This is a genomic window from Streptococcus oralis SK304, from assembly GCF_000287715.1.
GTDB classification, from domain to species: Bacteria; Bacillota; Bacilli; order Lactobacillales; family Streptococcaceae; genus Streptococcus; species Streptococcus oralis_Y.
This window is the reverse complement of record NZ_ALJN01000006.1, coordinates 233,447-246,640: the sequence shown is the minus strand read 5'-3', so window position 1 is coordinate 246,640 and position 13,194 is coordinate 233,447. Positions and strand designations below refer to the sequence as shown.

Sequence of the window (13,194 nt, the reverse complement as noted above, 5' to 3'; positions counted from 1 at the left end):
TACTTTGATGATAAAACAATTTTATTGCCTTATAAAAGAAAAGGAGAAGCTATGAATCATATCTTATATCAGATCGTAGATGATCTTGCTATCATCACTTTGAATCGTCCCGAAGTGGCAAATGGTTTCCATATCCCAATGTGTGAGGAAATTTTAGAAGCTTTGACCCTAGCAGAGCAGGATCAAGCTGTGCAGTTCATCTTGATTAATGCTAATGGGAAGGTTTTTTCAGTTGGGGGAGACTTGGTTGAGATGAAACGAGCAGTAGACGAAGATGATATCCCTTCTTTGAATAAGATTGCAGAATTAGTCAATACAATTTCTTTTAAAATCAAGCAAATTCCAAAACCTGTTTTGATGGAGGTAGATGGAGCGGTTGCTGGTGCTGCAGCAAATATGGCAGTAGCAGTCGATTTTTGTTTGGCGACTGACAAGGCAAAATTTATTCAAGCCTTTGTCGGAGTTGGCTTGGCGCCAGACGCTGGTGGGATTCATCTCTTGAGTCGTAGTATCGGGGTAACACGAGCTGCACAACTTGCCATGACAGGAGAAGCCTTAACTGCGGAAAAAGCGCAAGAATGGGGCGTGGTTTACCGTGTTTGTGAAGCTGATAAATTAGAAAAAACAAGAGAACAAGTTCTGAAAAAATTAAGACGAGGTTCAGCAAACTCATACGCAGCGATTAAAAAGTTAGTTTGGGAAAGTCAATTTAAAGATTGGCAAGATTATGCCGAATTGGAATTGAAACTACAAGAATCGTTATCTTTAACTGAAGATTTTAAAGAAGGGGTTCGAGCACATTCTGAAAGAAGAAGACCAAAATTTTCAGGAAAATAAAAAAATACTTGCACAAATCTTTGAAGTTTGTTATACTTTTTCTATCAAATGTTTTGATTGTGAAAGTTTTTTGAGGAGGAGGGAAAAAGTTTGGACTACCAACAAGTAAATGATTATTTAACATCTATTTTCAATAACGTCCTTGTGATTGAGGAGGTTAGCTTACGAGGTAGTCGATTCAAAGACATCTCCATCAAAGAAATGCACACGATTGATGTGATTGGGAAGTTCCCTGAGGCGACGCCTAGTAAGGTTTCCAAAGAACTGATGGTGACCCTGGGAACAGTTACGACGAGCTTGAATAACCTAGAAAGAAAGGGTTACATTGAGCGTATTCGTTCTGATCAAGACCGTCGTGTGGTCTATCTGCATTTGACAAAGAAAGGTCGTTTGGTTCACCGCCTTCACAAACGATTCCACAAGGCCATGGTTGAAAGAATCATTGACGGCATGAGTCCTGAGGAAAAAGAAGTTATGGGGAGAGGCTTGACGAACCTTTATCAATTTTTGGAGGATTTGAAATAATGGCCTTTGCTAAAATAAGCCAAGTTGCTCATTATGTTCCAGAGCAAGTGGTCACTAATCATGACTTGGCTCAAATCATGGATACAAGCGATGAGTGGATTTCAAGTCGGACAGGAATTAAACAGAGACATATCTCAAAAACTGAGTCTACAAGTGACTTGGCGACAGAAGTAGCTAAGAGCTTGTTGGCTAAAGGGAGCTTAACAGCGGATAAGATTGATTTTATCATTGTAGCGACGATTACTCCAGATTCGATGATGCCTTCTACGGCAGCTCGAGTTCAGGCGAATATCGGAGCGCATAGAGCTTTCGCCTTTGATCTGACAGCAGCTTGTAGTGGCTTTGTATTCGCTCTCTCAACTGCAGAAAAGTTTTTAAGTTCTGGACAGTTCAAAAAAGGGATTGTTATCGGGGCTGAAACCTTATCCAAGGCAGTTGATTGGTCAGATCGTTCGACAGCTGTTCTCTTTGGGGATGGTGCTGGTGGGGTTCTCTTGGAAGCGAGCGAAACACGTCACTTCCTTGTGGAAAGTCTCTATACGGATGGTTCTCGGAGCGAGTGTTTGACCTATGGTCAAACGGTTTTGGCTTCGCCTTTCTCAGATCAAGAAGCAGTTCCTGCTTTTCTGAAGATGGATGGACGAGCAGTTTTTGATTTTGCAAATCGTGATGTTGCTAGATCGATCAAAGAAACCATTGAAAATGGTCCAATAGCAGCATCGGAATTGGATTATCTCTTACTTCATCAGGCAAATATCCGCATTTTGGATAAGATGGCTAAGAAAATCGGTGTAGACCGAAATAAGCTTCCTGCCAATATGATGGAGTATGGAAATACCAGTGCAGCAAGTATCCCGATTTTGCTCTCAGAGTATGTGGAGAATGGCATGATTCGTTTAGATAGTAGCCAGACGATTCTCCTATCAGGCTTCGGCGGAGGTTTGACATGGGGCACACTCATTCTTACAATCTAGGTAATCATGTGGTAAACACATAGTTATAAAATTTTATATTTTAAAGGAGTCCTATCATGGCAGTATTTGAAAAAGTACAAGAAATTATCGTTGAAGAACTTGGAAAAGACGCATCAGAAGTAACACTTGAATCTACTTTTGATGATTTGGATGCAGATTCATTGGACTTGTTCCAAGTAATCTCTGAAATCGAAGATGCTTTTGATATCCAAATCGAAGCAGAAGATAACTTGAAAACAGTTGGTGACTTGGTTGCCTATGTTGAAGAGCAAACAAAATAATTAACATATTACTAGAAGGAGTAGGGGAGACCCACTCCCTCTTGTTTAGGTAATAGTTTGAAATTCAAATGATAAACTTATCGAACTATTACGTAAGCAAGGAATGATGGAGGCACTATGAAAACACGTATTACAGAATTATTGAACATTGATTATCCTATTTTTCAAGGAGGAATGGCCTGGGTTGCTGATGGTGACTTGGCTGGTGCGGTATCAAAAGCTGGTGGTTTGGGGATCATCGGTGGTGGAAATGCACCCAAAGAGGTCGTAAAGGCTAATATCGATAAAATCAAATCACTTACGGATAAACCTTTTGGTGTCAACATCATGCTCTTGTCACCTTTTGTAGAAGACATCGTTGATCTCGTGATTGAAGAAGGGGTTAAGGTGGTTACAACTGGTGCTGGAAATCCAAGTAAATACATGAACCGTTTCCATGATGCAGGAATTACAGTGATTCCAGTTGTTCCTAGTGTTGCTTTGGCAAAACGCATGGAAAAAATTGGTGCGGATGCCGTCATTGCAGAAGGTATGGAAGCTGGTGGACACATTGGTAAATTAACAACGATGACCTTGGTTCGCCAAGTTGCTGCAGCTGTTTCAATTCCAGTTATTGCTGCTGGTGGTATTGCAGATGGTGAAGGGGCAGCAGCTGGGTTTATGCTTGGCGCAGAAGCCGTTCAAGTAGGAACTCGTTTTGTAGTCGCCAAAGAGTCTAATGCTCATCCAAATTATAAAGCTAAAATTTTAAAAGCTCGTGATATTGATACAACGATTTCAGCACAACATTTTGGACACGCAGTTCGTGCCATTAAAAACCAGTTGACTCGTGATTTCGAGCAGGCTGAAAAGGATGCCTTTAAACAAGAAAATCCAGATTTAGAAATCTTTGAGCAAATGGGTGCAGGAGCTTTAGCTAAAGCTGTTGTCCATGGTGATGTGGATGGCGGTTCAGTGATGGCCGGCCAGATTGCAGGTTTGATTTCTAAAGAAGAAACTGTTGAAGAAATCTTAAAAGATATCTACTACGGTGCAGCTGAAAAAATTCAAGAAGAAGCTGCTCGTTGGGCAGGAGTTACAAGAAATGACTAAAACAGCCTTTCTATTTGCGGGCCAAGGTGCTCAGTATATAGGGATGGGACGTGATCTCTATGACCACTATCCTATCGTCAAGGAAACAATTGACCAAGCTAGCCAAGTCTTAGGGTATGACCTTCGTGACTTGATTGACAATGATGAAGCAAAGTTAAATCAGACTCGTTACACGCAACCAGCTATTCTAGCTACATCCGTTGCTATTTACCGATTATTGAAAGAAAAAGGCTATCAGCCAGACATGGTGGCAGGACTGTCCCTCGGAGAATATTCGGCTCTTGTAGCAAGTGGTGCCTTGGACTTTGAGGATGCAGTTGCCTTGGTTGCTAAGCGTGGGGCTTATATGGAAGAGGCTGCACCAGCAGGCTCTGGAAAGATGGTTGCCGTTCTTAATACTCCAGTTGAAGTGATTGAGGAAGCTTGTGAAACAGCCTCTAAAGTTGGAGTAGTGACTCCAGCTAACTACAACACCCCAAGCCAAGTCGTTATAGGTGGTGAGGTGGTTGCGGTTGACCGCGCAGTTGAACTCTTGCAGGAAGCAGGAGCAAAACGATTGATTCCTTTAAATGTTTCTGGTCCTTTCCATACAGCCCTTCTTGAGCCAGCCAGTCAGCAACTAGCTGGAGCTCTTGAGGAAGTGAGTTTCTCTGATTTTACTTGTCCACTAGTCGGCAATACGGAGGCTACTGTTATGGAAAAAGATCGAATCCAAGAGCTCTTGACGCGTCAGGTCAAAGAACCTGTTCGTTTTTATGAAAGTATTGCTGTGATGCAGGATGCTGGGGTGACCAACTTTATTGAAATCGGTCCTGGTAAGGTCCTATCAGGATTTGTCAAAAAAATCGATAAAACTGCTCAGCTAGCTAACGTTGAAGATCAAACAAGCTTGGATGCTTTGCTAGGAAACTAGTGACCCCTTCTCCCAGAAAATACAACAGGAAACAGGAGAATAGAATGCAACTAAAAAATAAAAATATCTTTGTTACAGGTTCAAGTCGTGGTATCGGACTTGCCATTGCTCACAAATTTGCCAAACTAGGTGCGAATGTAGTTTTGAATAGTCGAGGAGCAATCTCAGAAGAATTGCTGGCTGAGTTTTCAAACTACGGCGTCAAAGTAGTACCAATCTCAGGTGATGTTTCAGACTTTGCAGATGCCAAGCGTATGGTAAATCAAGCGATTGCAGAACTCGGTTCTGTCGATGTCTTGGTCAACAATGCTGGGATCACTCAAGATACGCTTATGCTCAAGATGACAGAAGAAGATTTTGAAAAGGTGATTAAAATCAACTTGACAGGTGCCTTCAATATGACGCAAGCAGTCTTGAAACAGATGATAAAGGCACGTGAAGGTGCGATCATCAATATGTCCAGTGTGGTCGGTTTGATGGGAAATATTGGGCAGGCCAACTATGCAGCTTCTAAAGCAGGTTTGATTGGTTTTACCAAGTCAGTAGCACGTGAAGTTGCCAATCGCAATGTGCGCGTAAATGCTCTTGCACCAGGGATGATCGAATCGGATATGACTGCTGTTTTGTCTGATAAGGTCAAGGAAGCGACATTGGCCCAAATCCCAATGAAGCGTTTTGGACAAGCAGAACATATCGCAGATGCTACAGTGTTCCTGGCTGGACAGGATTATTTGACTGGACAAGTTCTCGCTGTTGATGGCGGACTTAGCATGTAAAAAATAAGGAAAGATATAGGTAAGACAGATGAAACTAAATCGAGTTGTAGTAACAGGTTACGGATTGACCTCTCCTATCGGAAATACTCCAGAAGAATTTTGGAACAGTTTGCAAACTGGGAAAATCGGAATTGGAGAAATCACTAAGTTTGACCACAGCGAATTTGCTGTGCACAATGCGGCAGAAGTTCAAGATTTCCCCTTTGATAAATACTTTGTCAAAAAAGATACCAACCGTTTTGATAACTATTCTTTGTATGCCTTGTACGCAGCTCAAGAAGCGGTGACAAATGCAAATCTTGATGTAGAAGCAATTGATAAAGATCGTTTTGGTGTCATCGTTGCCTCAGGTATTGGGGGAATTAAAGAAATCGAAGACCAAGTTATCCGTCTTCATGAAAAAGGCCCAAAACGTGTTAAGCCATTGACACTTCCAAAAGCCTTGCCAAATATGGCTTCGGGAAATGTTGCCATGCGCTTTGGAGCAAACGGTGTCTGTAAATCAATCAATACAGCCTGTGCCTCATCAAATGATGCTATTGGCGATGCCTTCCGTTCCATCAAGTTTGGTTTCCAAGATGTCATGTTAGTAGGTGGATCAGAATCATCTATCACTCCTTTTGCCATCGCTGGTTTCCAAGCATTGACTGCCCTATCAACTACAGAAGATCCAACTCGTGCTTCTATTCCGTTTGACAAAGACCGTAATGGTTTTGTGATGGGAGAAGGTTCAGGAATGTTGGTTCTTGAAAGTCTTGAACATGCTGAAAAACGTGGAGCAACTATCTTGGCTGAAGTAGTTGGTTATGGAAATACCTGTGATGCTTATCATATGACTTCACCTCATCCAGAAGGTCAAGGTGCAATCAAGGCAATTAAACTAGCTTTGGAAGAAGCAGAAATTTCTCCAGAGCAAGTGGCTTACGTCAATGCCCACGGAACTTCAACTCCTGCAAATGAAAAAGGAGAAAGTGGTGCGATCGTAGCTGTTCTTGGTAAAGAAGTACCTGTATCTTCAACTAAGTCCTTTACAGGACACTTACTTGGTGCTGCAGGAGCAGTAGAAGCCATCGCTACCATCGAAGCCATGCGTCATAACTATGTACCAATGACAGCTGGAACAAGTGAGTTGTCAGACTATATCGAAGCGAATGTCGTTTATGGACAAGGCTTGGAGCAAGAAATCCCTTATGCTATTTCAAACACTTTTGGTTTTGGTGGACACAATGCGGTTCTTGCTTTCAAACGTTGGGAGAATAAATAATTATGAATTTAAATGAAATCAAGGACTTGATGGCTCAATTTGACCAATCAAGTTTGAGAGAATTTTCTTATAAAAATGGAACGGACGAATTGCAGTTCAGTAAGAATGAAGCAAGAATGGTTTCTGAAGCACCAGCTCAAGTTGTTCCAGCGCCAGCTGCAGTAGCTGCAAGTCCAGTAGTTTCGGCCCCTTCAACTCCAGTAGAGAGTGCAGTGGAAGAAGCTCCAGCACCAGCTGAAACGACGGTTGCTCCAGAGGGTGATGTCGTTGAAAGTCCACTTGTAGGGGTGGCTTACTTGGCTGCTGGACCAGATAAACCTGCCTTTGTCACAGTCGGAGACAGTGTTAAAAAAGGTCAGACTTTGGTGATTATAGAAGCCATGAAGGTTATGAATGAAATTCCTGCACCTAAGGATGGTGTGGTGACAGAAATTCTCGTTTCAAATGAAGAAATGGTTGAATTCGGTAAAGGATTGGTACGTATCAAATGATCGATATTCAAGGAATCAAAGAAGCTCTACCCCATCGCTACCCTATGCTCCTAGTGGATCGTGTCTTGGAAGTGAGCGAGGATACCATTGTTGCCATTAAAAATGTGACCATCAACGAACCTTTCTTCAATGGTCATTTTCCACAATACCCAGTCATGCCAGGTGTTCTTATCATGGAAGCCTTGGCTCAGACTGCTGGTGTCTTGGAATTGTCCAAACCTGAAAATAAAGGGAAACTGGTCTTCTACGCTGGCATGGATAAGGTTAAGTTCAAGAAGCAAGTTGTACCAGGTGACCAATTAGTCATGACGGCTACTTTTGTTAAACGTCGTGGTACGATTGCTGTGGTTGAAGCAAAGGCTGAAGTAGATGGTAAGCTTGCAGCGAGTGGTACTCTTACCTTTGCAATTGGAAACTAAGGAGGTTCTCCATGTTTCGTAAAATTTTGATTGCCAACCGTGGTGAGATTGCGGTTCGCATTATTCGAGCTGCGCGTGAATTGGGCATTGCGACCGTAGCAGTTTATTCAACTGCTGATAAGGAAGCTCTTCACACACTCCTAGCGGATGAAGCTATCTGTATCGGACCTGGTAAGGCGACAGAGTCTTATCTCAATATCAATGCAATTTTGTCTGCTGCAGTCTTGACAGAAGCAGAAGCCATCCACCCAGGTTTTGGTTTTCTTAGCGAAAACTCCAAGTTTGCCACGATGTGTGATGAAGTGGGGATTAAGTTTATCGGCCCTTCTGGCGCTGTAATGGATACCATGGGTGATAAGATAAATGCGCGAGAGCAAATGATCAAGGCTGGGGTTCCAGTTATTCCAGGATCTGATGGTGAAGTTCATACGGCTGAAGAGGCCCTTGCAGTTGCAGAAAAGATTGGCTACCCAGTCATGCTTAAGGCATCGGCAGGTGGTGGTGGAAAGGGAATTCGTAAGGTTGAAAAGGCAGAAGACCTGGTCGCAGCCTTTGAGACAGCATCCAGTGAAGCCAAGGCCAACTTTGGAAACGGCGCTATGTATCTTGAGCGTGTGATTTATCCAGCTCGTCATATCGAAGTTCAGATTCTTGCAGATCAAGAGGGTCATGTTGTCCATCTTGGTGAACGGGACTGTTCACTTCAACGGAATAACCAAAAGGTCTTAGAAGAAAGCCCATCCATTGCGATTGGCAAAACCCTTCGTAATGAAATTGGTGCTGCAGCCGTTCGTGCAGCAGAGTCTGTAGGCTATGAAAATGCAGGGACGATTGAATTTCTTCTCGATGAAGCGAGTGGCAATTTCTACTTCATGGAAATGAATACTCGTGTGCAAGTTGAACACCCAGTCACAGAGTTTGTTTCAGGTGTTGATATCGTCAAGGAGCAGATTCGCATTGCTGCCGGGCAACCTTTACCTTTCAAACAAGAAGATATCGTCCTACGAGGTCATGCTATCGAGTGTCGGATCAATGCGGAAAATCCTGCTTTTAACTTTGCTCCAAGTCCAGGTAAAATCACCAACCTCTATCTTCCAAGTGGGGGAGTTGGCTTGCGTGTGGACTCTGCAGTCTATCCAGGCTATACCATTCCCCCCTACTATGATAGTATGATTGCTAAAATCATTGTTCATGGGGAGAATCGTTTTGATGCCTTAATGAAGATGCAACGGGCACTTTATGAACTTGATATTGAAGGAGTGCAAACCAATGCAGACTTCCAGTTGGATCTGATTTCAGACCGCCGAGTTATCGCTGGTGACTACGATACTTCCTTCTTGATGGAAACTTTCTTGCCAAAATACCAAGAAAAAGAATAGACTTTCAAACAGCATGAGAACTAAAAGGGGGAGTTATGGCTCTATTTAGTAAAAAGGATAAGTATATTCGGATCAATCCTAACCGTTCCGTAAGGCAGAAACCACAAGCCAAGCCTGAGGTTCCGGATGAACTCTTCTCCCAGTGTCCTGGTTGTAAACACACCATTTATCAAAAGGACCTTGGGAGTGAGCGCATTTGTCCCCATTGTAGCTATACTTTCCGTATTTCAGCTCAGGAACGCTTGGATTTGACGATTGATTCTGACAGCTTTGTGGAGATGTTTACGGGTATTGAAACTCAAGATCCATTAAACTTTCCTGGCTACCAGAAAAAATTGGCTACTATGCGTGAAAAGACAGGTTTGGATGAAGCAGTACTGACTGGTACAGCTAGTATCAAGGGACAAAAAGTTGCCCTTGGGATCATGGATTCAAATTTTATCATGGCTTCTATGGGAACCGTTGTGGGTGAAAAAATCACGCGCTTGTTTGAGTATGCAACGGTAGAAAACTTGCCAGTCGTTCTCTTCACAGCTTCTGGTGGAGCCCGTATGCAAGAAGGAATCATGAGTTTGATGCAGATGGCTAAAATTTCTGCGGCAGTTCAACGTCATTCCAAGGCAGGACTTTTTTACCTAACTATCTTAACCGATCCGACAACAGGTGGGGTGACTGCTTCTTTTGCTATGGAAGGTGATATTATCCTAGCGGAGCCACAGAGTTTGGTTGGGTTTGCTGGACGTCGTGTTATCGAAAATACAGTTCGTGAGACCTTGCCGGATGACTTCCAAAAGGCAGAATTTCTACTTGAACATGGATTTGTTGATGCAATTGTTAAACGGAGAGAATTGCCTGAAACAATTGCTAAATTAGTGAGATTGCATGGAGGAAGTCGCGGATGAATATTGCAAAAATAGTCAGAGAGGCACGCGAGCAGAGTCGCTTGACTGCACTTGATTTTGCCAATGGAATCTTTGACGAGTTTATCGAATTGCATGGAGATCGCTCTTTCCGTGATGATGGTGCGGTTATCGGTGGAATTGGCTGGTTAGGTGAACAGGCAGTAACTGTCGTTGGTATCCAAAAGGGAAAAAGTCTTCATGACAACCTCAAACGAAATTTTGGGCAACCTCATCCAGAAGGCTATCGTAAGGCTTTGCGCCTAATGAAACAGGCAGAAAAGTTTGGTCGTCCAGTTGTGACCTTTATCAATACGGCGGGTGCTTACCCAGGTGTTGGAGCCGAGGAACGTGGACAAGGTGAAGCAATCGCCCGAAACCTGATGGAAATGAGTGACCTCAAGGTTCCAATCATTGCGATTATTATCGGTGAAGGTGGATCTGGTGGGGCCCTAGCTCTAGCCGTAGCTAACCGTGTCTGGATGTTAGAAAACTCAATCTACGCAGTACTTAGCCCGGAAGGATTTGCCTCTATCCTTTGGAAGGATGGAAGTCGTGCTATGGAAGCGGCGGAGTTGATGAAAATCACTTCACATGAACTTCTAGAAATGGGAATCGTAGATAAGGTAATCTCAGAAGCAGGGCTGTCAAGTAAAGAACTGCTAGGATGCATTAAAAATGAATTGCGTGCAGAACTAGATAGGTTGAAAGAACTACCACTCGACCAACTTATCGAAGAACGTTACCAACGCTTTAGAAAATATTAAGAATGACTAAATGAGACTAGAAAGGTCTCATTTTTTTCTAGAGACCATACATTTCAGGACGAAAAATTAACAGTTGAGGAGATAGACTATAAAATAGACAAAAAAAGAAATATACTATAAATGTGAGCCTACAACAATCTATTTTAAGAAGGTACTTGCAGTGACAGGTACAGAAACATTTACAGTTCTTTCGTCAGAAGACTTAGAACAAATCTCAGGTGGTCTTGCTGTTTGGGAAGATGGATATGGTAGATGGTTATATTATAGAGAATTTGCTCTCTATATTGGGCAAGGGGCACTTAATTCTTATAGAGATGCTTGGAAGTACGGCTTCCGAGCAGGATAATCTTTCAAAAAAGTACGATGAGAAACACAAAGAAACTAAGACAATTTGGAATATTTTTGCTTATTATTTTACTATCTACCTATTTACCACAAACAATTGTATTGTATGTGACAATCATTTTAGGGTTAGGAGCTGATGTCTATTCTCTTATTTTAACAATGGGATTAGTGGGAAGTTCCCTTCTATTAATTTGGTGGTTAAAAAAGAAAAAGATGCTCTTTATCTTTGAGAAAAAGAGCTGGAACTGGTCATTTGTCTTCTACTTATTTGCAACTTATGTGGTTTATCAGATTCTCGGTAATTTTTGGGCACGCTATGCTCATTTGATTAATCATAGGAATATTCATGATGAGTATTTTACCGTGGTTCTTTCAAATGGACAACCAACTTTTTTATCGACTATCTTATCTTTTGTCCTGTCTGTAATCATCGGTCCTGTTTTTGAGGAGACAATCTATAGAGGTTATTTTATGAATACCTTCTTTCCGAAGTCGGAATTTTATTTGGATGTGATCTTGTCTTCTTTCATCTTTGGGCTCAGTCACTTAGTTCTATCGCATCGTGATCCCATCAGTCTCCTAATGTATAGTATTCTTGGTCTTCTATTTGCAGTCGCTTATCGAGTTACGGGTAGTCTTCGATTTACCATTGTTTGTCATAGTTTCTATAATGTTATTCCCTATGCTCCGTCGATCTTATTTTATATTTATTATTTGATTTTGAGATAGTAGGAAGTAAAGAAAAAGTGTTTGATAATTGTCAAACACTTTTTTCTTTTTACTGTTCTTCTGTTACAAACTGGCTGAGCAGTCCGTTGATAAAACGGGCAGATTTTTGATCTGAGAAGTCCTTTGCAAGCTCGATAGCTTCATTAACCGCAACCAGCTGTGGAGTGTCAAATGAAGTGATTTCAAAGACTCCCAAGCGAAGGAGGTTTCTCTCCACGAGTGTTAAACGCTCGATGGTCCAACCTGCTTTTAAATGCTGTGTGATTTGCTTGTCTAGTTCTTCCTTTTTAGCCTGAACACCAGAAACTAGCTCTGTCAAAAAGGCTGGAAGTTGCACATCCGTATCTTCACGATCATGAGTATAGGCGAAACGACAAGCAGTTTCGACATCCGTACCGAATTCAAGGCTCATGAGAGCTTGAAAAGCGCATTTACGGAGTTGGCGTCTAGATTCTAATAGTGGACTAGTCATTGAGGAAGTCCTCGTCAAATAGATCTTTCAATTCTGGTTTTGGTGTTTTATCTGGGACGATACCTGCAACGTGGATATTGATAGCAGCGAGTTCTACATCAGCCATATTGCGGACTGCATCTTTGACAGCTTTCTGGATAGCAACCGCTACCTTAGGAACTTTTACTCCGTACTCAAGGTAGAGATAGATATCTGCTGTGAGCTCTTCGTCCACGTTTTTAAGATAAACACCACGGCCAAGAGAAAGTTTTGAAAGGGTGTCAGATACTGATTTATTTGAAAAAGAGTGAACACCCTCTACTTTTGCAGTAGCAATAGCAATGATTTTTTCAAGTACACGTGGGGCGATAACGATTTCGCCAAGTTGTTCTTCAATTCCCATAGAATGACCTCTTTCTAGAGATTAGGCACGAGAAACGTAAGTTCCTTCTGCAGTGTTGATAACGAGTTTTTGTCCTGCTTCGATGAAGTCTGGAACGTTTACGACAAGTCCAGTTTCCATCGTTGCTGGTTTACCAGAACCTGTAACAGTAGCACCTTTGATAGATGGTTGAGTTTCTGCAACTGTCAACTCAACAGTAGTAGGAACGGTAACACCAATCACTTCAGTTCCGTAGAATTGGATCTTCACTTCTGAGTTTTCAAGGATGTAAAGCAACTCGTTTTCAACGTTGACTACAGGAATTTCGTATTGGTCGTAAGTTTCTGTGTTCATGAAGTAGGCTGTGTCATCCATTTTGTACAAGTATTGAGCTGGGACAGTCTCGATGATGGCTTGTTCAAATTTTTCCTCTGGACGGTAGCTTGTGTCAAATGTAGAACCAGTACGGACATCACGTAATTTCATACGCATGATTGTGTTTCCTTTACCTGGTTTGTGGTGGCTAGCTTCCAAAACGCGGATCAATTTTCCGTCAGCTGTTTCAAAGGTCATACCAGCCTTTAATTTACTTGCTTCAATCATGTTTTTACCTCTTTAATAAAATAATTTACTCTTTATTGTACCATAAAAGACAACATTACTCAAATGT

18 protein-coding genes are annotated in these 13,194 nt (G+C 42.0%); 15 read left to right on the top strand and 3 right to left on the bottom strand.

All coding sequences use genetic code 11. From position 1 onward, the window contains the following. Window positions 1-51: 51 nt before the first annotated feature. The 15 genes from HMPREF1125_RS04475 to HMPREF1125_RS04400 all read left to right on the top strand — a co-directional run bounded on the left by HMPREF1125_RS04475 (window position 52) and on the right by HMPREF1125_RS04400 (window position 11,691). On the top strand, window positions 52-837 hold the full coding sequence (locus tag HMPREF1125_RS04475) for an enoyl-CoA hydratase (protein ID WP_001015589.1): 786 nt from the start codon (window positions 52-54) through the stop codon (window positions 835-837). Window positions 838-927: 90 nt separating this feature from the next. Further along, the gene (locus HMPREF1125_RS04470) at window positions 928-1,362 is read left to right on the top strand and encodes a MarR family winged helix-turn-helix transcriptional regulator (protein WP_000386336.1); all 435 of its coding nucleotides are present in this window, start codon (window positions 928-930) and stop codon (window positions 1,360-1,362) included. Further along, the gene (locus HMPREF1125_RS04465) at window positions 1,362-2,336 is read left to right on the top strand and encodes a beta-ketoacyl-ACP synthase III (RefSeq protein WP_000852967.1); all 975 of its coding nucleotides are present in this window, start codon (window positions 1,362-1,364) and stop codon (window positions 2,334-2,336) included. Before HMPREF1125_RS04470 ends, HMPREF1125_RS04465 begins: the two co-directional genes overlap by 1 nt. A 56-nt stretch (window positions 2,337-2,392) precedes the next feature. After that, a complete protein-coding gene (locus HMPREF1125_RS04460) occupies window positions 2,393-2,617 on the top strand; it encodes an acyl carrier protein (protein WP_000257840.1) in 225 nt (74 codons plus the stop codon). 117 nt (window positions 2,618-2,734) lie between these two features. Next, on the top strand, window positions 2,735-3,709 hold the full coding sequence (gene fabK / locus HMPREF1125_RS04455; protein WP_000857447.1) for an enoyl-[acyl-carrier-protein] reductase FabK: 975 nt from the start codon (window positions 2,735-2,737) through the stop codon (window positions 3,707-3,709). Further along, window positions 3,702-4,622: an ACP S-malonyltransferase gene (fabD, locus tag HMPREF1125_RS04450; RefSeq protein WP_000167617.1), complete on the top strand. Its 921-nt coding sequence runs from the start codon at window positions 3,702-3,704 to the stop codon at window positions 4,620-4,622. Before fabK ends, fabD begins: the two co-directional genes overlap by 8 nt. A gap of 44 nt (window positions 4,623-4,666) precedes the next feature. After that, window positions 4,667-5,398, top strand: coding sequence for a 3-oxoacyl-[acyl-carrier-protein] reductase (gene fabG / locus HMPREF1125_RS04445; RefSeq protein WP_001176202.1), 732 nt, complete (start codon window positions 4,667-4,669; stop codon window positions 5,396-5,398). Window positions 5,399-5,426: 28 nt separating this feature from the next. Continuing rightward, complete coding sequence (fabF, locus tag HMPREF1125_RS04440; RefSeq protein WP_000774046.1) at window positions 5,427-6,662, top strand: beta-ketoacyl-ACP synthase II; 1,236 nt, start codon at window positions 5,427-5,429, stop codon at window positions 6,660-6,662. A gap of 2 nt (window positions 6,663-6,664) precedes the next feature. Next, entirely contained in the window at window positions 6,665-7,153 is a 489-nt protein-coding gene (gene accB, locus HMPREF1125_RS04435; protein ID WP_001052310.1) for an acetyl-CoA carboxylase biotin carboxyl carrier protein, read from the top strand. Next, window positions 7,150-7,572, top strand: a complete 423-nt coding sequence (fabZ, locus tag HMPREF1125_RS04430; protein ID WP_000565515.1) for a 3-hydroxyacyl-ACP dehydratase FabZ — start codon at window positions 7,150-7,152, stop codon at window positions 7,570-7,572. The genes accB and fabZ overlap by 4 nt, the downstream gene beginning before the upstream one ends. Before the next feature lie 11 nt (window positions 7,573-7,583). Beyond that, window positions 7,584-8,951, top strand: coding sequence for an acetyl-CoA carboxylase biotin carboxylase subunit (gene accC / locus HMPREF1125_RS04425; RefSeq protein ID WP_000488665.1), 1,368 nt, complete (start codon window positions 7,584-7,586; stop codon window positions 8,949-8,951). A 35-nt stretch (window positions 8,952-8,986) separates the two neighbouring features. Then, window positions 8,987-9,853: an acetyl-CoA carboxylase, carboxyltransferase subunit beta gene (accD, locus tag HMPREF1125_RS04420; protein WP_001173374.1), complete on the top strand. Its 867-nt coding sequence runs from the start codon at window positions 8,987-8,989 to the stop codon at window positions 9,851-9,853. Further along, the gene (locus HMPREF1125_RS04415; RefSeq protein ID WP_001017379.1) at window positions 9,850-10,617 is read left to right on the top strand and encodes an acetyl-CoA carboxylase carboxyl transferase subunit alpha; all 768 of its coding nucleotides are present in this window, start codon (window positions 9,850-9,852) and stop codon (window positions 10,615-10,617) included. The genes accD and HMPREF1125_RS04415 overlap by 4 nt, the downstream gene beginning before the upstream one ends. Window positions 10,618-10,777: 160 nt before the next feature. Next, window positions 10,778-10,963, top strand: a complete 186-nt coding sequence (briC, locus tag HMPREF1125_RS04405) for a biofilm-regulating peptide BriC (protein ID WP_004181710.1) — start codon at window positions 10,778-10,780, stop codon at window positions 10,961-10,963. 17 nt (window positions 10,964-10,980) lie between these two features. Then, window positions 10,981-11,691, top strand: coding sequence for a CPBP family intramembrane glutamic endopeptidase (locus HMPREF1125_RS04400; protein WP_025172327.1), 711 nt, complete (start codon window positions 10,981-10,983; stop codon window positions 11,689-11,691). A gap of 49 nt (window positions 11,692-11,740) precedes the next feature. On the opposite strand, the gene nusB is transcribed toward HMPREF1125_RS04400, so the two are convergent. The 3 genes from nusB to efp are packed head-to-tail and all read right to left on the bottom strand — an operon-like array spanning window position 11,741 to window position 13,127. After that, window positions 11,741-12,163, bottom strand: a complete 423-nt coding sequence (gene nusB, locus HMPREF1125_RS04395) for a transcription antitermination factor NusB (RefSeq protein WP_000203659.1) — start codon at window positions 12,161-12,163, stop codon at window positions 11,741-11,743. Then, window positions 12,156-12,545: an Asp23/Gls24 family envelope stress response protein gene (locus HMPREF1125_RS04390; RefSeq protein WP_000510584.1), complete on the bottom strand. Its 390-nt coding sequence runs from the start codon at window positions 12,543-12,545 to the stop codon at window positions 12,156-12,158. The genes nusB and HMPREF1125_RS04390 overlap by 8 nt, the downstream gene beginning before the upstream one ends. A gap of 21 nt (window positions 12,546-12,566) precedes the next feature. Beyond that, entirely contained in the window at window positions 12,567-13,127 is a 561-nt protein-coding gene (gene efp, locus HMPREF1125_RS04385) for an elongation factor P (RefSeq protein ID WP_000568642.1), read from the bottom strand. Window positions 13,128-13,194: the final 67 nt, after the last annotated feature.